Raw genomic sequence first — 20,850 nt, 5'->3', positions numbered from 1 at the left:
GGCTCCCTCGACTAGGCTTGCAGGCTGTGAGTGAACCGACGGACGCACCCATCACCGCTCCTCCGGAGGCGCGTGAGCGCTGGCAGGATCTCGCCGAACAGGTGCGCGAGCATCAGTTCCGCTACTACGTGCGCGACGCCCCCGTCATCTCCGACGGAGAGTTCGATGCGCTCCTCGGCGAACTGCAGGCGCTCGAGGAGCAGTACACCGAACTCCGCACGCCGGATTCGCCCACTCAGCTGGTCGGTGGCGGATTCGCCACCGAGTTCGGCGCCGTCGAACATCTCGAACGCATGCTCAGCCTCGACAACGTCTTCACAGAGGACGAATTGCGTGCGTGGCTTTCGCGCGCCGAGGCCGAGACCGGCACACACCCCGACTATCTGTGCGAGGTGAAGATCGATGGTGTCGCGCTGAGTCTGGTCTACGAGAACGGCAAACTCGTCCGCGCCGCCACCCGCGGCGACGGCCGCACCGGCGAGGACGTCACCCTCAACGCCCGCACCATCGACGACGTTCCCGAAAAACTCACCGGCAGTGACGAATACCCGATTCCCTCGTTGCTCGAGGTTCGCGGGGAGGTGTTCTTCCGGCTCGAGGACTTCCAGACCCTCAACGCGGGCCTGGTTGCCGAGGGCAAACCGCCCTTCGCCAATCCGCGCAACTCGGCCGCCGGGTCCCTGCGGCAGAAGAATCCTGCCGTCACCGCGCGGCGGCACCTGCGTATGTACTGCCACGGCTACGGCCGAATGGAAGGCTTCGAACCCCGTTCGCAGTCCGACGCCTACGCGGCCTTCGCCGCCTGGGGGCTGCCGGTCTCCCCGCACACCGCGCGCGTGCAGGGTGCCGAGGCGGTCGTCGAGCGGATGCGTTACTGGGGTGAGCACCGGCACGACGTCGAGCACGAGATCGACGGTCTCGTGGTCAAGATCGACGACATGGGACTGCACCGCCGCCTCGGCGCCACGTCCCGGGCTCCTCGCTGGGCGATCGCCTACAAGTATCCGCCGGAGGAGGTCACCACCAAGCTCCTCGACATCCGTGTCAGCGTCGGGCGCACCGGGCGCGTGACCCCGTTCGCCTACATGGAACCGGTCACCGTCGCCGGGTCCACGGTCTCGCTCGCGACGCTGCACAACGCGTCCGAGGTGGAGCGCAAGGGCGTGCTGATCGGCGACACCGTGGTCATCCGCAAGGCCGGCGACGTGATCCCCGAAGTGCTCGGCCCCGTCGTCGACCTGCGCGACGGCACCGAGTACCACTTCGAGATGCCCTCGCAGTGCCCCGAGTGCGGCACACCTCTGGCTCCCGCGAAGGAGGGCGACGTCGATCTGCGCTGCCCCAATTCACGGTCGTGCCCGGCGCAGTTGCGCGAACGAGTCTTCCACGTCGCGGGTCGGGGAGCGTTCGACATCGAAGCGCTCGGTTACGAGGCGGGCACGGCGCTCCTCGAGGGAAACGTCATCGCCGACGAGGGCGATCTGTTCTCACTCACGGCAGAAGACCTCGAACGCATCCCGTTCTTCCGTACCACCAAGGGTGTGCTGTCGAAGAACGGCGAACGCCTACTGCAGAATCTCGACAAGGCGAAGGAGCAACCGCTCTGGCGCGTGCTGGTCGCCCTGTCGATCCGGCATGTCGGACCCACTGCGGCGCGCGCCCTGGCCACCGAGTTCGGCAGCCTCGACCGGATCCGGTCCGCGTCCGTCGAGGAACTCGCGGCCGTCGAGGGCGTCGGACCGACGATCGCCGCCGCGGTGACCGACTGGTTCACCGTCGACTGGCACGTCGCGATCGTCGACAAATGGGCGGCAGCGGGCGTGCGGATGGCCGACGAGCGCGACGAATCCATTGTGAGGACGCTCGAAGGACTGTCGATCGTGGTCACGGGCACGCTCGCGGGATTCTCCCGCGACCAGGCCAAGGAGGCCGTCGTCGCGCGTGGCGGCAAGGCGGCCGGATCGGTCTCGAAGAAGACCGCCTTCGTCGTGATCGGCGACAATCCGGGGTCGAAGGCCGACAAGGCGGCCGATCTCGGGGTGCCTGTGCTCGACGAGGACGGTTTCCGGATTTTGCTCGACGAGGGGCCCGATGCTGCTCGCGCCTACCTGGAAGGGCGCGAAGGAGAGAACTGAGACGCCTCCCGCCGGCAGGTGTCCTGTCGACGGATTATCAAGGAGCCGTAGCGGACTCGTGTTCCTCGGCGCTTCGCCTACCGAGGAACACCGCCGCGGCCAGGAGGAAACAGATCGCGCCGACGAACGTGCCGGCGTTGGCCAGGCTCGGGTCGAGAGTATTTCCGTCGTCGAGGATGAACGAACCGACCGCGGAGACCCCGAAAGCGATCGACCCGAGCATGTTCAGCCATCCGCTGATCCAGTCCTTCGAGCGCGGCGTCCAATGCGAGCCGGACCGCCAGAGGATCGCGCACGCGATGGCGCTCGACGCCAGGAAGCACAGGGAACCTTCGAGATTGGGGTTCCATACCAGGTGCATCTCACCCTTGACGGTGTGGGCGTGCAGTGCTGCTCCCGTGCTGACGTTGAACAGCAACGTACCGATGAACTGGGTGAGCGAGGCCAGCCAGTCGGCGCGGATCGCCGGGCTGCCCTTGTCGGAGACGGTCGCCGGTCCACTCCGCATCAATTGGACGAATGCCGCACCCGTGAAGAACCAGGAACCCACGAAGAACGAAGTATTTGCACCTGCGGTGCCGAGAATCGTCGCAATTCCGGGTGCCGAACCCAATGCGAACAGGACGGCCCCGATGACGAATCCCCAGGACTGCATGCGCAATGTCGGGTGAATCAGCATTGGCGCAGTATAAGTCCGAGATTGGAAATTTGTGCGTTTTCGGAAGAAACTGTCCGATCAGATAGGTGCAGGTCAGAGTATATTTCATAAAAAGGGTGAATGGCCGGGGTGAATTGGACCGGAAACTTGTCGGTTGGTAAGAAACCGTGTTCGATGCGCGTTAGCGTCCCAGCCATGACGGAGACCGGTAAGTCCACACATCGCCTCCTTTTTCGTAATGTGCGAGTTTTCGACGGAATTTCCGGAGAACTCGTCACCGGCGACGTACTGATCGACGGAGACCGCATCCTGGCCGTGTCCGCATCGCCGATCGGCGACGAACCCGGCCGCGAAACCGACGTGATCGACGGTGGCGGGCGGGTTCTCATGCCCGGCATGTCCGACGCGCACGTCCACCTCGTCGGCAACGCGAACTCCTATATCGACATGGTGATGGGCAGCGAAGCGCACATTGCGCTCAACGGCCTCGCGGAGGCCCGCAACATGCTGCTGCGCGGTTTCACCGCCGTCCGCGACATGGCCGGCGACACCGGCAGCATCAAGTCGGTGATCGACCGAGGACTGTTCGACGGACCCCGGATCTACCCGTCCCAGGCCGCGATCTCGCAGACGGCCGGGCACGGCGACTTCGGCTTCGTCTACGAATGCCCCACGGCCCTCGGCGGCGACCAGGCGCGCGCCGAACAGATCGGCTTCATGCGGGTCGCCGACGGTGAGGACCGGGTCCTCGCAGCCGTGCGCGAGCAGCTCAAGAAGGGCGCATCGCAGATCAAGCTGATGGTCGGCGGCGGGGCGGCGTCCATGTACGACCCGCTGTACACCGTCCAGTTCATCGACAAGGAACTGCGGGCCGCGGTCCAGGCGGCGTCCGACTACGGCACCTACGTGGCCACCCACGTCTACAACGTCACCGGGATCCGCCGCGCGGTCGCGGCCGGAGTGAAGTCGATCGAGCACGGCCACCTCGCGGACGAGGAGACCGTCGCGTTGCTGGCGGAGAAGGAGGTGTGGTTGTCGATGCAGCCCTTCGCGCTCGGTGATCACCACTATCCCGATCCGGATCGTGCGGAGAAGGACAAGCAGATCTGCACCGGCACCGACCACGTCTACGAGTGGGCGCAGAAGCACGGCGTGAACACCGCATGGGGAACCGATCTGCTGCTCGAGCCGCAGATCGCGCCGCGCCAGAGCGAGATGGCCGCGCGGCTCGGCGACCACTACAGCAACCTCGATGCGCTGCGGATGCTCACCTCCGGCAACGCCGAACTGTTCCGGCTCGCCGGCGAGCGCGATCCGTACCGGCAGGCCCGATGGGGCGTGATCGACAAGGGTGCCTGGGCGGACGTGCTCCTCGTCGACGGAAACCCGCTCGAGGACCTGAGTCTGATCGCCGATCCGGCCAAGAACCTGTCGGTCATCGTGAAGAACGGCCACGTCGTCAAGAACAGCCTGTGATCGTGGACGCGTATCGGACACGACACCACGCCCCACTCGTTCGGCGCAAGGACGGTCGGTGACCCACTACGGACAGCACAGCGACGCAGGGGCATGGGACGAGTTGTCGGACGAACAACTCGAGGATCCCTTCGTCGCGGATGGAAACTACGGCGGAACATCGGCGGGCACAGCCGGACCGGACGATCTCGAGACCTCTCCGTACGGAGCTCCGGCCGTGCAGCAGGCGGTTGCCCGCCAGACCCCGGGCACGCTCGTGTCTGCGCGCGGGATCGAACTCCACGGACCGTGGGGTCACGTCTTCGGCCCCCTCGACCTGGACCTCGACGCCGGGGGCGTGACGGTTCTGGCCGCACAGGCAGGTGCCGCACGGACCGCGCTGCTCATGGCCCTGTGCGGTCGCATGCGATTGACCCGGGGATCGTTGACGGTTCTCGGTGAGGACCGGCCGCAGAAGATCATCGCGCGGTCGGCGATCGCGTGCATGAACGAACTCGACGAGGTGCGCCCGTCGGTCACCGTGCGCGATCTCGTCACCGAGCAGAAGCGGTGGGATTCCCCGTGGTACAAGTTCGTTCCGCGGGTCCGTGAGGACGGTATCGCCGAGATGTGCGAGGAGATCTTCGGCGACGTACCGCTGCCACCGCTCGAGGCGTTCGTCGACGACCTCCCCGAACTCCAGCAACTGCTCCTGCGGATCTCGGTGGCGAACACCCGGCGTCCGCCACTGCTGGTGGTGGGCCGGATCGATCGGATCGCCGACGACGTCGAACGTGCCACCCTGCTCGGCCGGCTCGTCGCGCTCGGTGAGAACCAGGCGGTGATCATCGGCGACGTGAACCCCGTCGACCCCGATAGCGGGGTACGGGCCGTGGTGGACATGCACGATCTGCTCGGACCCGGTGACATCGGCGTCCTGACGAAGAGGAAGTGACGAGTGCTCGCAGGCGTCTCTCTCGGTAGCGACTCGAAGCGATACTTCCGCGGCACGATGCCGCGCATCGCGATCGCGACGATCATTCTCATGCCGTTGCTGTACGGGGCCATGTACCTGTGGGCCTTCTGGAATCCGTTCGGTGCGGTGAACAAGATTCCCGCGGCGATCGTCAACAACGACACCGGTCGTTCGTCGACGGGGGAACAGGTCGACGCCGGCGATCAGGTCGTGAAGTCCCTCATCGCATCCGGTCAGCTCGATCTGGCGGAGGTCTCGGAAGAGGACGCCGTCGCGGGTCTGGCCGACGGAAAGTACTACTACACCATCACGATTCCGGAGAATTTCACCGAAGCGGTCGAATCCCCCAACGGCGACAACCCGGAGAAGGCGAATCTGGTCTTCACTTTCAACGACGCGAACAACTATCTCGCGACGATCATCGGGCAGGACGCGTCCGAACAGGTGATCGGGCAGGTGAACTCCACGATCGGTGCCCAAGGTGTCGGGACCGTGCTCACCGGTCTCGAGAGCGCCGGCTCGGGTCTGAAGCAGGCCGCCGACGGTGCCGGGCAGCTCGCCGACGGCATCGACACGGCCAAGAGCGGCGCGGACCAGCTCGCTTCGGGATCGCAGGAGCTCGCGACGAACATGGTCACGGCGCGAGACGGGTCGGCGCAGCTCGCTGCCGGCGCGAACGAACTCGCCACCGCGATCGACGGCGTGACGGGTCCGCTGCTCAGCGCGCTCGACAGCGGTGCCCTCTCGGGTGTCGCCGGGCAGGCGGCGGAGCTGCGGGCCTCGCTCGACGCCCTCGAATCGCGGGTACCGCAGACCACGCAGTCGACGGTGAACCAGGCCGTACAGCAGGTGGTCGACATCTTGAACCGGAGCTCCGATCCGGTCGTGCAGCAGGCGATCACCGCGTTGACACCGCTGACGGCGCAACAGGCGGCCTCCGATGCCGACGCCCTACGCGCTGAGATCATGCGTCTGCAGGCAGGCGCCGAACAACTCGAATATCAACTCGGCAATCCGAACAGTCCGCTTCAGGGCGCCCTGGCGACGTTGTCGAGCGGGGGTCTGGCGGCGGAGGTGAACCAACTCCGCAGCGGTGTCGACGAGCTGAGCTCCGGTGCCGCCACGCTGAACTCCGGTCTCGTCCAACTCACCGACGGCAGTGTCCGGCTCGCCGACGGAGCGGGAGAACTGTCTTCGGGGATGGTCGAGCTGCAGTCGGGTTCGCAGGAACTCGCGCAGGCCTTGAGTCAGGGCGCCGCCCAGGTGCCGAGCTGGACGGACGAACAACGCACCTCCACTGCCGAGACGTTGTCGACTCCTGTTGCACTGCAACAGAACTACACGAACGAGGCACCCACCTTCGGTACCGGTTTCGCGCCGTTCTTCCTGTCGCTCGCCCTGTTCGTCGGAGGCATCATCACCTGGATGCTGCTCACTCCGTTGCAGTCGCGGCCCACCGTCGCGGGACTCGGCGCCTACCGCACGGTTCTCGCGTCGTACTGGCCGGCGCTGCTGGTGGGCATCCTGCAGGTGGTCGTGATGTACACGGTCGTCCATTTCGGTGTCGGACTGGACGTGAAGCACGTCGTGGGGACGATCCTGTTCCTGATGTTGATCTCCGCGACGTATCTGGCCATGATCCAGGCGTTCAACGCGATCTTCGGGGTCGCCGTCGGCCGTGTGGTGACATTGGCCTTCCTGATGCTGCAACTCGTCTCGGCCGGCGGTATCTACCCTGTGCCGACCACCGCGAAGCCGTTCCAGTACATCCACCCGTTCGACCCGATGACCTACACCGTCAACGGTCTGCGACAGCTCACCGTCGCCGAGAACATCGATTCGCGATTGTGGATCGCAATCGCCGTTCTCGTCGGAATTCTGCTCGTATCGTTGACCCTGAGTGCCCTGTCGGTCCGGCGCAACCGCCGCTACACGATGGAGAGGCTGTACCCGCCGATCGAGGTGTGAGAACCGCCCCGTATGTCCCGATGTCACCGGATCGACGAGTGTTCGATGCGGGAAATGGAGGAAACCATGTCAGAGTCCGACGCTCCAGGCGAGACACTCGCACCTGCCTTCACCGGCAGGCTCGGTACCGAACCGATTCCTGCTCTGCGGCTTCCCAAGTCGGAGACCGATCCGGAGGCGACCTACCAGTTCATCCACGACGAGCTGATGCTCGACGGCAGCTCGCGGCTCAACCTGGCGACCTTCGTCACCACGTGGATGGATCCGCAGGCGGGCCGAATCATGGCCGAGACATTCGACAAGAACATGATCGACAAGGACGAGTACCCCGCCACGGCGGAGATCGAGACCCGCTGCGTCAACATGGTCGCCGACCTGTTCAACGCGGACGACCTCGATCCGGCCGATCCGTCCTCGGCCACCGGTGTCTCGACGATCGGTTCGTCCGAGGCCGTCATGCTCGGTGGGCTCGCGCTCAAGTGGCGCTGGCGTGAGGCCCGCAAGGCCGCCGGCAAGGACGCGTCGAAGCCGAACCTGGTGCTCGGCAGCAACGTGCAGGTGGTGTGGGAGAAGTTCTGCCGCTACTTCGACGTCGAGCCGAAGTACCTGCCGATGGAGCCCGGCCGTTACGTCATCACCCCCGAGCAGGTCCGTGACGCGGTCGACGAGAACACCATCGGCGTCGTCGCGATCCTCGGCACCACCTTCACCGGTGAACTCGAGCCGGTGGCGGAGATCGCCGCCGCGCTCGACGAGCTCGCGGCCTCCGGCGGTCCCGACGTCCCGTTGCACGTCGACGCCGCCTCCGGTGGCTTCGTGGTGCCCTTCCTCCATCCGGACCTCGAATGGGACTTCCGTGTGCCGCGGGTCGTGTCCATCAACGTCAGTGGTCACAAGTACGGCATGACCTATCCGGGTATCGGTTTCGTCGTCTGGCGCTCGAAGGAACATCTGCCCGAGGACCTGGTCTTCCGGGTCAACTACCTCGGTGGCGACATGCCGACGTTCACGCTCAACTTCTCGCGTCCTGGTAACCAGGTCATCGGCCAGTACTACAACTTCATCCGGCTCGGTGTCGCCGGCTACACGCAGATCATGGAGACCCTGCGCGACACCGCACTCATGCTGTCGAAGCAGATCTCCGAGATCGAGAACATGGCGATCATCACGGACGGCTCCGCCATCCCGGTCATCTCCTTCGAGGTGACGGGCGACCCCGGCTTCACGGTGTTCGACATCTCCCACGAATTGCGGGCCCGCGGATTCCAGGTTCCGGCCTACACGATGCCGGCCGACGCGGAGGACGTCGCGGTCCTGCGAATCGTGCTTCGCGAGGGCTTCAGTCGGGACATCGCCCACAAGCTCGGTGAAGACATCGCCGATGTAGTCGGATATCTCCGCGAGGGTGTCGGTCGCGGCCACACCGACCAGGCATTCGCACACTGAACGAAGTCGCAGCGGGGGAGAAGCTCACCGAGTTTCTCCCCCGCCGACGTGAGATCCGTTCGTGGACCGTGTGAATGGAGGTACGGGACTACTTCGATGTGATTCCTGGCGCGCGATCGGAATCCCGGCGAAATCCGTCATTTCCCCCGCCGGCTGCTAATATTTGCACATACTTGTGAGTCCGTTTCGAGGGCGATGCTGCCCGGATGCGAAAGGGATAGTGGACGTGCCGAGAACACTGCCTTTGTCCCGTCGCCGATTGTTCTCCGTTCTGTCCGCGCATTCCGAACTCGCCGTGATCCTCGGTGGCCCCTTCTCCGGCAAGACGACCCTCGTCGACACGTGGCTGGCGACCGACCCGTGTCCCGAGTGGGCGCCGGTGGTGATTCCCGAACCCGCGCACGACGTCACACCCGAGACCTACTGGGCGACGGTGGCATCGTCGCTGTGCACCTCCCTCGGAATCGACGAACCCGTTGCAACGGAAGGCTCCTTCGACTCGTTGTGTTCGATACTGGTCCGGCACCCCCGGCCCGTGATGTTCGTGCTCGACGGTGTCCGGTCGGTCGAAGCGATCGAAGACCGGGTCGGGCAGTTGCTGCGGCTCGGGCCGCAGGTGCGGATGGTGGTCACCAGCAGGGCCGCAGGCTCGTGGGCCGAACTTGTCGACGGACACCCGCACAGGACTATCGTCGGCGACGACGACCTGGCGTTCACCGTGGACGAGACCGCTGCACTGTGCCGGCTCTTCGGACTTGCGCGGGACCAACGCACCATCGAGTGGATCACCCGCCGCACCGAAGGATTCGCCGCATTCGTCGCGGCGGTGTGTGCGACGCTGCGCGCCGAGAAGCCGGATCGGGTCTACGGCACCGACGCCCTCGACGTACTCGTCGACTCGGCCGTCGATCTCGTCGTCATGCATGCGCTGGCGGCGGATTCCTCACCGGCACTGCCCTCCCGCTCGGTCCTCGTCTCCGCCGCACCGAACACGGTGACACGGTCGTCGATCTCGGCCCTGCCGCACATCGACGACGGCGACGTCTTCCTCGCCGCACTGACCGATTCGGGACTGATCGAGACCTGTTCGACGGACGCGGACCCCGCGAGCGGCCGGACCACCCGGTGCTATCCCGAGGTCGTCAGAAGATCACTCCTGCGGGTGGGCGGCGCGGAATACCCGGAGGAATTGGGGGATGCGCGGTCGGCTCTCATCGACTACTGGTTGCAGCGCTCACGTCCGGACATCGCCCTCCAACACGCCGTGGAGCGGCGCGACCGGCGATGCGCGATCGACATCGTCGAGAAGAACTGGGTGGCGCTGTACGGGAGCGGATCGCTCCGCTCCCTGGGGATCGTGCTGCTCGAGTTGCTTCCCGACGGCATGGCGACCGACGATCGCACCGTCGCGTCGCTGCGGACGATCACCCGTGCACGGAACGGCCCGGAAGAGCCGAGGGAGTGGACATTCCCGCAATCCTTCGAAGCGGTCCTCCGCCTCGGAAGTCTCCGGATGCAGGGTTCCTACGAGGAGGCGATGGAGGTGTGCGATGGCCTGGCCACCGAACCCGTGCCGGATTTCGAGACGCTCGACACCACGGCCCGGCACGCTCACGGACTGAAATACCTCAACTTCGGCACCGTCTACCTCCTCGGCGGCCGCACCACCGAGGCCGGCACGATGCTGCGCCACGCCCACACGGCGGGGCGAGGGGTGTTCGTCGAGCGGGAGGCCGCAGGCAAACTCGCGCTGCTCGAAGCGCTCCGGGGCCGGACCCACGAGGCCACCCGGTGGATCGAGGAGGAACGGCGGCATCCGCCGATCCTGGGAGAAGCCGAGGCACTCGTCCGTACGGCAGGTCTGGCCGCCACCGCGCTCGTGGCACTCGACCGGCTCGACACCGGCACGGCCTTCCGCGCACTCTCCGAGCTCGGCACACTCCGCCACACGGAGGAGTTGTGGGCGGCCGTCATGTACGCGCGCGGTCGATTGGCGTTGCTGAGTGGTGTGCCCGCCGACGGCCTGCTGTACATCGATTCGGAGTTGCAGCACTTCTCCCATCGCCTCACCGGTATCTCCGCGGTGTTGGTCGATGCCGCGCGCGCCGATCTGCACCTCGCTCTCGGTGAGCCCGGTGCGGCGCGCGAGCTGCTCGACGGGTCGACACACCCCCTCACCGTTCCGGCCCGGGCGCGATCGAGTCTGCTCGCCGGCGATCCCGGAGGCGCCGAGGTGATCGTGCATCGCGGGGATGCCGCCCGTGAGCACTGTCCGGCCGTCGGTGCGGAACTCGCCCTGATCGGATCGGTGGCGGCGCTGCGACTCGGTCGCCGCACCGATGCGCGACGACGGCTCCAGCGGGCAGTGGTGCTGGCGGAACATGCCGGGGTGACGCGGCCGTTCGTCGGTGTCCCACCGTCGGCAGTGCGCGACATCCTGTCCCTGGGTGTCGACCTGCCGATCGATCTCGACTCGGCGATGGCCGAGTACGGCATCTTCCGTGAGATCCGTGTCGCCGTACGGCTGACCCCACGCGAGCGCGCGGTCCTCGACGCGTTGCTCGCCGGCGGCACGGCGGGCACGATCGCCAAAGAACAGTTCGTCACCCTCAACACCGTCAAGACCCAGTTGCGTTCCCTCTACAGGAAACTGGGTGTGCATTCGCGTGAGGAAGCGATCGCGCAGGCACACAGACTCGTCGTCGGCTGAGGCCTGTCCCCGAACCTCGGGCGACTACCGGAGGACGGTGCCGACGATGCCCGCGAAGTAACCGATGCGCGCGATCTCGGACGGCCGGAACTCGGGTCCGCCGGGACGCCCGAGGACGAGGACGCGCTCGGATGAGCCGAGAGGAGCGGCCGCGAGCATCGTGTCCATGTCGCGCCAGAGTTGCGGCACCCAGTCGCCCTCGTGGTCGAGCAGGGTGGCTTCGGCGAGCGGCATCCAGGGGACGCCGCTGAGACGGGTCTCCGGCGAACCCGGGCTCCCCGCGATGCGGAAGATGCCGTTCGGCCCGACCCCGAGGACGGTCGCCCAGCCGACGCGCAGCACCCGAGGCGCGCCGTCGACGAGGATCTGGATCCGATCGTCGCGCGCGGCGGCGACGTGATCGATCAGCTCGAGTTCGCGGTGTGTGTCGAGGATCCCGGCGTAGGGGCGGATCGAGTCGACCGTGACGCCGGGCAGGGCCTCGGCCGCGGTGAGGAGCGTGTCGGGGAGCTTGCCCGGTTCGACGTCGACGACGAGATCGTCGATCGCGAAGTCACTGCCGCGTTCGACCACGTCGAGCGACAGGATGTCGGCGCCGACCGAACCGAGCGCCAGGGCGAGCGAGCCGAGACTACCGGGACGATCGGGGAGCCTGACACGCAGGAGGTACGACACGTGAGTCCTTCCTCAGTCGTTTCGTGCCGTCGGCGAACGCCACAGCGACGGCATGTGGTGCGCCGGCATCCGCATGCCGGCGCCAAGGGCCGTATCGGCCTCTGGCAGACCACATCCTTGCACCTCGTCGACGGCGTCAGGGAGGGTGCGGAATCGAAAATGGGCCGAGCCCACCGAAAATCCCCGGTCGCGACCGGGGATTTCACACGAATGCAACACAGCGTTGCGGAGCCCGCAACATCGGACCGCGGAAGCGGCACCGCGCGGGCGGCGAGTGACGTCGTCGAACCGCGTGCGCCGCCGCTTCCAGGACGCATTACCCTGGACAGGACGTTCACTCTCCATCGGAAAGGGGCCATTCACGGTGCCTGCCATCTCCCGTGACGAGGTCGCGCATCTCGCCCGGTTGTCCCGGCTTGCGCTGACCGATGACGAACTCGACGAGTTCGCCGGTCAGTTGGATTCGATCCTCAACCACGTCAAGGCGGTGTCGGAGGTGGCCGCGGACGATGTGGCTCCCATGGCGAACCCGAACGCCGTCACCAACGTGACCCGACCCGACGTCGTCGTTCCCGGGCTCACGCCCGAGCAGGCGCTCTCCGGTGCGCCGGCCGTCGAGGAGGACCGCTTCTCGGTCCCGCAGATCCTGGGAGAGGGCGAATGAGCGCCGATACGACCCGGCTCGACGCCGCGACCCTGGCGTCGAAGATCCACGCCGGCGAACTGTCGTCGGTGGAGGTCACCCAGGCCCACCTCGATCGCATCGCCGAGGTGGACGGGGAGTACAACGCCTTCCTGCACGTCGCGTCCGAGCAGGCGCTCGCCGCCGCGGCCGAGGTCGACCGCGCCGTCGCCGCGGGCGAGAAGCCGGCTTCGGCGCTCGCCGGTGTGCCGCTCGCGCTCAAGGACGTGTTCACCACCACGGACATGCCCACCACGTGCGGTTCGAAGATCCTCGAGGGTTGGGTCTCGCCCTACGACGCGACGCTCACCACGAAGCTGCGCGAGGCCGGCATCCCCATCCTCGGCAAGACCAACATGGACGAGTTCGCGATGGGGTCGTCCACCGAGAACTCGGCATACGGCCCCACCCGCAACCCGTGGGACACCAGCCGCATCCCGGGTGGCTCCGGTGGCGGTTCCGCTGCGGCGCTCGCGTCGTACCAGGCACCGCTCGCGATCGGCACCGATACCGGTGGCTCGATCCGCCAGCCCGCCGCCGTCACCGCCACCGTCGGCACCAAGCCCACCTACGGCACGGTCTCGCGGTACGGCCTGGTCGCCTGCGCGTCGTCGCTCGACCAGGGTGGCCCCTGCGGCCGCACCGTCCTCGACACGGCACTGCTGCACGAGGTCATCGCCGGGCACGACCCGCGCGACTCGACGTCGGTGAACGCCGCCGTGCGTCCCGTCGTGGAGGCGGCGCGCCAGGGTGCGGCCGGCGACCTGAAGGGCCTGAAGGTCGGCGTCGTCAAGGAGCTGCACTCCGACAGCTACCAGCCCGGCGTGCTCTCGTCGTTCGATGCCGCCGTCGAGACGCTCACGAAGCTCGGCGCGGAGGTCGTCGAGGTCTCGTGCCCGCACTTCGAATACGCACTCGCCTCGTACTATCTGATCCTGCCGTCGGAGGTCTCCTCCAACCTGGCCCGCTTCGACGCGATGCGGTACGGCATGCGCGTCGACGACGGCACGATGAGCGCCGAGCAGGTCATGGCCGCGACCCGCGCCGCCGGTTTCGGCAAGGAGGTCAAGCGCCGCATCATGATCGGCACCTACGCGCTGTCCTCCGGCTACTACGAGGCCTACTACGGTCAGGCCCTCAAGGTCCGGACCCTCATCGCGCAGGACTTCGACAAGGCCTACGAGCAGGTCGACGTGCTCGTCTCGCCCACGAGCCCGTTCACGCCGTGGAAGCTCGGCGAGAAGGTCGACGATCCGCTCGCGATGTACCTGTCCGATCTGTGCACGCTCCCGACCAACCTCGCGGGGCACTGCGCGATGTCCGTGCCGTCCGGCCTCTCGGCGGACGACGGTCTCCCCGTCGGCCTGCAGATCATGGCCCCGGCTCTCGCCGACGAGCGTCTGTACCGGGTGGGTGCGGCCTTCGAGGCGGCACGAGGACCCATCGTCGCCTGATCCCTTCCCACACCGCGACCCGTCGTGCCGTTCGTCGGCCGGCGGGTCGCGGTGTATCCGGGCGCCGATCCGTGTGGGCGCGATCTACCCGTCGGCGGAGGTGCACCGCGCCTGGTCGTCGCCGTAGCGATGGCCGTGACCGGGTGCCGCCTCGAGCGAGGTGAGCAGGTCGACCGTCGTGTTCACGAACGACACCAGCGGCAGCCACGGTGGGGTGGGGGCATCGGCGCGCGCATGCGACAGATCCGGTGGCGACCACAGCAGCGACGGCTGCCACCACACGACAGGGTCGGAGGTGTTCGCCCGGACACTCGCACCGTCGGTGCGGACCCCCGCGGGTGGCCCCGCGAGGAACAGTGCACACGGCTCCGGTTCGTCGTCGAAGACGGCGCTCGCGCCGGTCGCGCCCAGGGACTGCCCGTAGACGTGCAGAGCGGGGCGTCGCTCGTCGGGCAGCGTGGACAGGTGCGCTCGCAGTGCGGTGACCAGGGCGCGGGCCTCCTCCTCCGCGGCACCGCGGTCGAGGACGAAGGTCGCCCAGCTCGGCATGTCCGAGTACTGCTGGGCGACGATGGCGACGTCGTCACCCCACCGGTTCTCGAAACCGCGGACCGCAGCGGCATCGACCCAGCCCGAACCGGTCGGCACGGCCACCACGAGATGCGGTCGATCGAAGGCTCTCGCCCGGCGGAGTTCGTCCACCGCGAACTCGGCGCGCGCAGACGGATCCGGTGCGGCCGACAACGGCACGTAGATCCGGATCGGTGACCCCTCGGCAGGCAGGGACACGAACTTCTGCCCCTCGCGGCCCAACCGGTTCCACGCCACCGCCGATCCCGCGCCCCCCGACAATCCCGCCGAGAGCGCGGTGGGGGAGGCGACCGTGTCGATCGTTCCTCCGGGTGAGGAGGCCACCGTGGCGGTGCCGATCCCGACCGTGACGCCGATCCCCAGCGTCGCGGCGACGGCCATTGCTACCCCGCGTCGCGACAGGAGATGCACGAGGCGCGGAACGGCGAGCAGCGCCGCGACCACCACGATCGCGACCGCCAGTGCCTCGAGCCACCAGCGCACATCCACAGCGGGGACCGACATCGCCTCCCGCAGACCGTTCTGCCACCGATGTGCACCGGCCGCCGCGATCAGCACGACGGACCCGCCGACGAGCGCGACCGGCACACGCAGTTCCGGCCTCGCGGGCCGTGGAGGTCGCCCGGTCCGCCGTCGCGCGACCACGACGAGACGGAGCACCGTCAGCGCGATCACGACGAACAAACCTGTGACGACACCCTGCACGACCGACTGCCGCGGCAGCAGGGGAGGGGCGAGGGAGATCACCGTCGCGAGAACCACCATGAGGACCGTCATCGCCGCACCTTTCGTGCCGTGAAACCCAGGGCTACCGACCCCGCAGCGACGGCCAAGGCCCACGGCGATTCCGCGACAGGCGTCCGGTGACCCTGTCGCCACGAGTTGAATTGCACTGCTGCAGAAGAGATCCCTGCGACCGGCGTGCACGACGTGATCTCGGGTTCGGAACGGCAGACGGTGTCGAGATGTCGCGCGAACAACCCGTCGAGGTCGCGCCGGGCATCGGTGCCCAGCTCGCCGCCGGTGGTGTGGGCGTACCGCAGGAGGTCGTACCCGAGATCGTGCACCCGGCATGCCGATTCGAACGCTGCCGGCAGCGGCACCGGGGTGGAGCAGTCGCCCTCCGGATCGGCGAGGACGGTCGTCCCGTCCGCCCACTGCTCGACGATCGGCGCGTACCCCATCACGGCGGCGAAATCGGCCGGCAGGGACGACAGCGCTCGCTCAGGGTCGTCGGCGACGAGCGCCGTCACCGTCGCCGCGGCCGCGGCGTCCTCCGTCGTGGTCGAGGCGGAACGGGCGAGCGCCCCCGGCACAGCGGCATATGCTGCGGTGGCGAGGAAGACGACCGACGCGACTCGGACCGCTGCGGATTTCACTGTCATGCCGGCGACGCTAGGAACGCACAGCCCTGCACCGGACCCCGCGACGGAGCGATCTCGCGGAGGCCGACACCACCTGCAGAGCCAGGCGGATCTCACCCTCAGGTATGAGGACAGTCGAGACCGGGGCTCCTAGCGTGGGTGAGGTGAAAGAGCTTGCGAAGTCCGGCGTGAGAACCGCGGGACGCCTGGGACGGGGACGGTGGAGCGTCGTCACCGTGGTCACCGTGACGTTGATCCTCTATGCGATCGCGTGGCCGACGCTGCCCCTGACCCACGACATCTCCCCGCCGCTGTTGCCGCTGATCTCGGGGATGGCGGTGTTCCCGTTCCTTTTCGTGCTCGTCCGGCCGGCTCTCGGGTGGGCGGTGGCCGCGGCGGCCGGACTCGTCATCCCGATAGCGTTCGACCTCGTTCCCGGCTACGACTATCCGTGGCAGGTCGTGCACATCCTGGTGATGCTCGCGCTGGTGTTCGCCGTTGCGATCCGCGAGGAGATCCGCCTCGTGCTGGTCGTGTGGATCGCGACCGTCCTGTTGTTCGCGGCATTCGTTCCCGGCCGCAACGGCTGGGGATGGGGCATCGGCATCACCGCCGTCGTCGTCTTCGGGTTGCTGGTGCGCTGGCTGCTGATCTCCCGACGGCAACTCGCCCAGGAGGAGGAGGTCAGCGAGCTCGAACGTGCGCGTCGCGCCATCCTCGAGGAGAAGGCGCACATCGCACGCGACCTGCACGACATCGTCGCCCACCACATGTCGATGATCGTCGTCCAGGCGCAGAGCGCTCCCTATCGGCTTCCGGACGTGAACGACGACGTGCGCGCCGAATTCGACGCCCTCGGTGCGACCGCACGGGAAGCGCTGAACGAGGTCCGCACCCTGCTCGGCGTGCTCCGCAGCGACGGGCAACTCCCCGAACACGAACCGCAGCCCGGCATCGACCGCATCGGCGAACTGTTCGAGTCGTCCCGCCGAGCCGGTATGACGCTCGAGACGGAGACGGTCGGCGTCCCCACACCTGTCTCCGACGGTGTCGGACTCACCGTCTACCGGATCCTGCAGGAGTCCCTGGCGAACGCGGCCCGGCACGCACCCGGTGCCCGCGTGTGCGCACGGCTGCAGTGGGAGCCGGCGAGCGTCACGGTGGAGGTGACCAACGGGCCGGCCTCGGCCGGTCAGGTCGACACCACCGTTCGGCCGTCGGACCGCAGCGGCGGCAACGGAATCCTCGGCATGGTCGAACGCGCGTCCGTCGTGGGCGGGCAGCTCGTCGCCCATCCCCGCCCCGGCGGCGGTTTCGAGGTCCGAGCGGTTCTCCCGGTGCTGACCGGGGCCTAAGGTGGGTGCCGATGACCGAACCGCACCCTCCCATCACCGTGTTCATCGCCGACGACCAGGCCATGGTCCGGCAAGGCTTCGGAGCGCTGCTCGGAGCCCAGCCCGACATCAGCGTCGTCGGCGATGCCCCCGACGGTCGAGCGGCCGTCTCGGAGGTCGCGCGACTGCGGCCCGACGTCGTCCTCATGGACGTGCGCATGCCCGAGATGAACGGCCTCGACGCGGCGCGGCACATCCTTGCCGACACCCGTGAGCCGCGGTCGAAGGTGCTCATGCTCACCACCTTCGACCTCGACGACTACGTCTACGAAGCGCTCGGGATGGGAGCGAGCGGGTTTCTGCTCAAGGACGCCCCCGCCGACGAACTCGTGCGAGCCGTGAGGGTGGTCGCCGATGGTCAGGCACTGCTCGCGCCGACCGTCACCCGCCGCCTGATCGCCGACGTCACCAGCCGACGCCGGCCGGCAAGAGGGCGCGACCGCGTCCTCGATCCGCTCACCCCACGCGAACTCGAGGTGCTCGAACTGATCGCGCACGGCCTGTCGAACACCGAGATCGCAGAACGATTGTTCGTCGCCGAGCAGACCGTGAAGACCCACGTCGGAAAGGTGCTCGGGAAGCTGCATCTGCGCGACCGCGCGCAGGCAGTGGTGCTCGCCTACGAATCCGGTCTCGTCACACCCGGCTGAATCGGGCTGCCGTCGCGCCGGTGAACGGGCAGGATGGCAATGCAGCAGCGGTCCGGGCGGTACCGGTCCGGGCGGTACGGATCCATGCGACGGGAGGTAGTGCGTGACGAGGATCGGAATTCTCACCAGCGGCGGGGACTGCCCCGGTCTCAACGCGGTCATCCGCGGTGCGGTGCTCAAGGGGACCGAGGTGCACGGGCAGGAGTTCGTCGGATTCCTCGACGGCTGGCGCGGTCTCGTCGAGGGCGATGTGATCCCGTTGGACCGCAGCCGTGTTCGCGGTCTCGCCCAGCAGGGCGGCACGATCCTCGGTACGAGCCGGTTCGGCCCGTACCAGGGGCCCGACGGTGGAGCGCAGAACATCCAGAAGACGCTCGACCGCCTCGGTGTCGACGCCGTGATCGCCATCGGGGGAGAGGGCACCGCCGCCGCCTCGAAGCGGCTGTTCGGTGAGGGAATCCGCATCGTCGGTGTGCCCAAGACGATCGACAACGACCTCGGTCACACCGACTACACCTTCGGTTTCGACACGGCCGTCGAGATCGCGACCGTGGCGATCGACCGTCTCCGCACCACGGGCAACTCCCACAAACGGTGCATGGTGCTCGAGGTCATGGGCCGGCACGCCGGGTGGATCGCGTTGCATGCGGGCACCGCCGGTGGTGCGCACGCCATCCTCATCCCCGAACACCCCGAGAGCCTCGAACAGATCTGCGAGTGGGTGACCAGCGTCCGCGACCGCGGACGGGCGCCGATGGTCGTCGTCGCGGAGGGCTTCACGCTCCCCGAGATGGAGGAGGCGTACTCCATCAAGGGACTCGACGGTTTCGACCGGCCACGCCTCGGCGGTATCGCGGAGGTGCTCGCCCCGCTCATCGAGGAACACACCGGTATCGAAACCCGCGCGACGGTGCTCGGGCACATCCAGAGAGGCGGTGTCCCCACGGCATTCGACCGGGTGCTCGCGACCCGCCTCGGCATGGCGGTGACCGACCTCGTCGCCGAGGAGGACTGGGGGCACATGGTCGCGCTGCACGGCACCGACATCGCCCGGGTCGATTTCGACGAGCTCGCCGAGCCGAAGTACGTGCCCGACGAGCGCTACCAGGAGATGCGGATCCTGTTCGGGTGAGGCCGCGCGGCGGCACTCGTGGCGCCGTCTAAAATCGACATCATGACTGCCTCCGTGTCCGCTGACCTGCTCGCCTACGACGACGTGCTCGCGAAGTTCGAGCCCGTGATGGGCATGGAGGTGCACGTCGAGCTGCACACCGCCACCAAGATGTTCTGCGGATGCCCGACCGCCTTCGGCGCCGAGCCGAACACTCAGGTGTGCCCGGTCTGCCTCGGCCTGCCGGGGGCGCTGCCCGTCGTCAACCAGGCCGCGGTCGAGTCCGCGATCCGGATCGGGCTCGCGCTGAACTGCTCGATCACCCCGTGGGGTCGCTTCGCGCGGAAGAACTACTTCTACCCGGATCAGCCGAAGAACTACCAGATCTCGCAGTACGACGAGCCGATCGCCACCGACGGCTACCTCGATGTCGTGCTCGACGACGGCACCACCTGGCGGGTCGACATCGAACGCGCGCACATGGAGGAGGACACCGGCAAGTCGCTGCACGTCGGTGGCGCCACCGGCCGCATCCACGGCGCGAGCCACTCGCTGCTCGACTACAACCGTGCCGGTGTGCCGCTCGTCGAGATCGTCACCAAGCCGATCGTCGGTGCCGGCGAGCGCGCCCCCGAGGTCGCGCGTGCCTACGTCACCGCCCTGCGCGACCTGCTCGAGGCCCTCGACGTCTCCGACGTCCGCATGGATCAGGGTTCGATGCGCTGCGACGCGAACATCTCCCTCATGCCGATCGGCGCGAAGGAATTCGGTACCCGCACCGAGACGAAGAACGTCAACTCCCTCAAGTCCGTCGAGGTGGCCGTGCGCTACGAGATGCGCCGGCAGGCTGCGGTGCTCGTGTCCGGCGGAGAGGTGATCCAGGAGACGCGGCACTTCCAGGAGGCCGACGGCACCACCTCGCCCGGTCGTCGCAAGGAGACCGCCGAGGACTACCGCTACTTCCCGGAGCCCGATCTCGAGCCCATCGCTCCCGACGCCGCCTGGGTCGAGGAACTGCGCGCCACCCTGCCCGAGCTGCCGTGGCTGCGCCGGGCCCGCATCCAGGCCGACTGGGGCGTGTCCGACGAGGAGATGCGCGACCTGGTGAACGCCGGCGCGCTCGATCTCGTCATCGCGACCACCGAGGCCGGTGCCCCCGCCTCGGAGGCCCGCTCGTGGTGGGTTGCGTACCTGGCCCAGCAGGCCAACACCCGCGGCGTCGAACTCGCCGAGCTGCCCATCACGCCCGAGCAGCTCGCCCGGGTCATCGCGCTGGTGGCCGAGGGCAAGCTGACGAACAAGCTCGCCCGTCAGGTCGTCGACGGTGTGCTCGCCGGTGAGGGCGAACCCGACGAGGTGGTGGCCGCTCGCGGTCTCGAGGTCGTGCGCGACGATTCGGCGCTGCAGGCCGCGGTCGACGCCGCCCTCGCCGCCAACCCGGACATCGCCGACAAGATCCGTTCGGGCAAGGTCCAGGCGGCCGGCAAGATCGTCGGCGACGTCATGAAGGCCACTCGCGGACAAGCCGATCCGGCGCGCGTGAAGGAACTCGTGATCGCCGCGTGCAGTTGATCTTGCGCC

General features: G+C 67.7%; 16 protein-coding genes. 12 read left to right on the top strand and 4 right to left on the bottom strand.

The genetic code is table 11. The annotated features are described in order from the left end of the window. Positions 1 to 26 precede the first annotated feature (26 nt). Positions 27 to 2,135, top strand: a complete 2,109-nt coding sequence (gene ligA, locus EQ874_RS06830) for an NAD-dependent DNA ligase LigA (protein ID WP_129976346.1) — start codon at positions 27 to 29, stop codon at positions 2,133 to 2,135. 37 nt (positions 2,136 to 2,172) lie between these two features. On the opposite strand, the gene EQ874_RS06825 is transcribed toward ligA, so the two are convergent. After that, positions 2,173 to 2,814 carry a hypothetical protein gene (locus EQ874_RS06825; protein WP_129976345.1) on the bottom strand — a complete coding sequence of 214 codons (642 nt, stop codon included), beginning with the start codon at positions 2,812 to 2,814 and terminating at the stop codon, positions 2,173 to 2,175. Between the two features lie 174 nt (positions 2,815 to 2,988). Here EQ874_RS06825 and EQ874_RS06820 point away from each other — a divergent pair, with 174 nt between their 5' ends. From EQ874_RS06820 to EQ874_RS06800, 5 genes are all read left to right on the top strand, one after another. Continuing rightward, positions 2,989 to 4,269: an amidohydrolase family protein gene (locus EQ874_RS06820; RefSeq protein WP_129976344.1), complete on the top strand. Its 1,281-nt coding sequence runs from the start codon at positions 2,989 to 2,991 to the stop codon at positions 4,267 to 4,269. A gap of 58 nt (positions 4,270 to 4,327) precedes the next feature. Beyond that, positions 4,328 to 5,203 (top strand): hypothetical protein, encoded by an 876-nt coding sequence (locus EQ874_RS06815; RefSeq protein ID WP_129976343.1) that lies wholly within the window; start codon positions 4,328 to 4,330, stop codon positions 5,201 to 5,203. Between the two features lie 3 nt (positions 5,204 to 5,206). After that, positions 5,207 to 7,192 (top strand): YhgE/Pip domain-containing protein, encoded by a 1,986-nt coding sequence (locus EQ874_RS06810; protein ID WP_129976342.1) that lies wholly within the window; start codon positions 5,207 to 5,209, stop codon positions 7,190 to 7,192. Between the two features lie 66 nt (positions 7,193 to 7,258). Continuing rightward, positions 7,259 to 8,638 carry a glutamate decarboxylase gene (locus EQ874_RS06805; RefSeq protein WP_229565124.1) on the top strand — a complete coding sequence of 460 codons (1,380 nt, stop codon included), beginning with the start codon at positions 7,259 to 7,261 and terminating at the stop codon, positions 8,636 to 8,638. A 226-nt stretch (positions 8,639 to 8,864) separates the two neighbouring features. Continuing rightward, positions 8,865 to 11,348, top strand: a complete 2,484-nt coding sequence (locus EQ874_RS06800) for a LuxR C-terminal-related transcriptional regulator (RefSeq protein ID WP_242496668.1) — start codon at positions 8,865 to 8,867, stop codon at positions 11,346 to 11,348. Between the two features lie 24 nt (positions 11,349 to 11,372). Here EQ874_RS06800 and EQ874_RS06795 read toward each other — a convergent pair whose 3' ends face one another. After that, the gene (locus EQ874_RS06795) at positions 11,373 to 12,023 is read right to left on the bottom strand and encodes a hypothetical protein (protein WP_064065007.1); all 651 of its coding nucleotides are present in this window, start codon (positions 12,021 to 12,023) and stop codon (positions 11,373 to 11,375) included. Positions 12,024 to 12,387: 364 nt separating this feature from the next. On the opposite strand from EQ874_RS06795, the gene gatC reads away from it, so the two are divergent. Beyond that, the gene (gatC, locus tag EQ874_RS06790; protein ID WP_016933597.1) at positions 12,388 to 12,687 is read left to right on the top strand and encodes an Asp-tRNA(Asn)/Glu-tRNA(Gln) amidotransferase subunit GatC; all 300 of its coding nucleotides are present in this window, start codon (positions 12,388 to 12,390) and stop codon (positions 12,685 to 12,687) included. Beyond that, positions 12,684 to 14,159, top strand: a complete 1,476-nt coding sequence (gene gatA, locus EQ874_RS06785) for an Asp-tRNA(Asn)/Glu-tRNA(Gln) amidotransferase subunit GatA (RefSeq protein WP_129976341.1) — start codon at positions 12,684 to 12,686, stop codon at positions 14,157 to 14,159. The genes gatC and gatA overlap by 4 nt, the downstream gene beginning before the upstream one ends. An 84-nt stretch (positions 14,160 to 14,243) precedes the next feature. Here the strand turns inward: gatA and EQ874_RS06780 are convergent, their stop codons facing one another. Together EQ874_RS06780 and EQ874_RS06775 are read right to left on the bottom strand one after the other, a co-directional pair. Further along, positions 14,244 to 15,527: an alpha/beta-hydrolase family protein gene (locus tag EQ874_RS06780; RefSeq protein ID WP_016691184.1), complete on the bottom strand. Its 1,284-nt coding sequence runs from the start codon at positions 15,525 to 15,527 to the stop codon at positions 14,244 to 14,246. Beyond that, entirely contained in the window at positions 15,524 to 16,135 is a 612-nt protein-coding gene (locus EQ874_RS06775; protein WP_016691185.1) for a hypothetical protein, read from the bottom strand. The genes EQ874_RS06780 and EQ874_RS06775 overlap by 4 nt, the downstream gene beginning before the upstream one ends. 134 nt (positions 16,136 to 16,269) lie before the next feature. Here EQ874_RS06775 and EQ874_RS06770 point away from each other — a divergent pair, with 134 nt between their 5' ends. The 4 genes from EQ874_RS06770 to gatB all read left to right on the top strand — a co-directional run bounded on the left by EQ874_RS06770 (position 16,270) and on the right by gatB (position 20,841). Beyond that, positions 16,270 to 17,469 (top strand): histidine kinase, encoded by a 1,200-nt coding sequence (locus EQ874_RS06770; protein ID WP_088897176.1) that lies wholly within the window; start codon positions 16,270 to 16,272, stop codon positions 17,467 to 17,469. Between the two features lie 11 nt (positions 17,470 to 17,480). After that, positions 17,481 to 18,158, top strand: a complete 678-nt coding sequence (locus EQ874_RS06765; protein WP_120279752.1) for a response regulator transcription factor — start codon at positions 17,481 to 17,483, stop codon at positions 18,156 to 18,158. Between the two features lie 103 nt (positions 18,159 to 18,261). Next, positions 18,262 to 19,290, top strand: coding sequence for a 6-phosphofructokinase (locus tag EQ874_RS06760; RefSeq protein ID WP_064065382.1), 1,029 nt, complete (start codon positions 18,262 to 18,264; stop codon positions 19,288 to 19,290). A gap of 42 nt (positions 19,291 to 19,332) precedes the next feature. Then, positions 19,333 to 20,841, top strand: coding sequence for an Asp-tRNA(Asn)/Glu-tRNA(Gln) amidotransferase subunit GatB (gatB, locus tag EQ874_RS06755; RefSeq protein WP_129976340.1), 1,509 nt, complete (start codon positions 19,333 to 19,335; stop codon positions 20,839 to 20,841). The last annotated feature ends 9 nt before the right edge of the window (positions 20,842 to 20,850 follow it).

Source organism: Rhodococcus sp. Q1 (assembly GCF_004153645.1).
Classification (GTDB): domain Bacteria; phylum Actinomycetota; class Actinomycetes; order Mycobacteriales; family Mycobacteriaceae; genus Rhodococcus; species Rhodococcus gordoniae.
This window is presented reverse-complemented; position numbering and strand designations above follow the sequence as displayed.

Coding starts and splice junctions, on each gene's coding strand:
- gatA (WP_129976341.1), top strand. CDS start 12,684: ATGAGCGCCGATACGACCCGGCTCGACGCCGCGACCCTGGCGTCGAAG.
- EQ874_RS06825 (WP_129976345.1), bottom strand. CDS start 2,814: ATGCTGATTCACCCGACATTGCGCATGCAGTCCTGGGGATTCGTCATC.
- EQ874_RS06820 (WP_129976344.1), top strand. CDS start 2,989: ATGACGGAGACCGGTAAGTCCACACATCGCCTCCTTTTTCGTAATGTG.
- gatB (WP_129976340.1), top strand. CDS start 19,333: ATGACTGCCTCCGTGTCCGCTGACCTGCTCGCCTACGACGACGTGCTC.
- EQ874_RS06765 (WP_120279752.1), top strand. CDS start 17,481: ATGACCGAACCGCACCCTCCCATCACCGTGTTCATCGCCGACGACCAG.
- EQ874_RS06805 (WP_229565124.1), top strand. CDS start 7,259: ATGTCAGAGTCCGACGCTCCAGGCGAGACACTCGCACCTGCCTTCACC.
- EQ874_RS06775 (WP_016691185.1), bottom strand. CDS start 16,135: ATGACAGTGAAATCCGCAGCGGTCCGAGTCGCGTCGGTCGTCTTCCTC.
- EQ874_RS06780 (WP_016691184.1), bottom strand. CDS start 15,527: ATGACGGTCCTCATGGTGGTTCTCGCGACGGTGATCTCCCTCGCCCCT.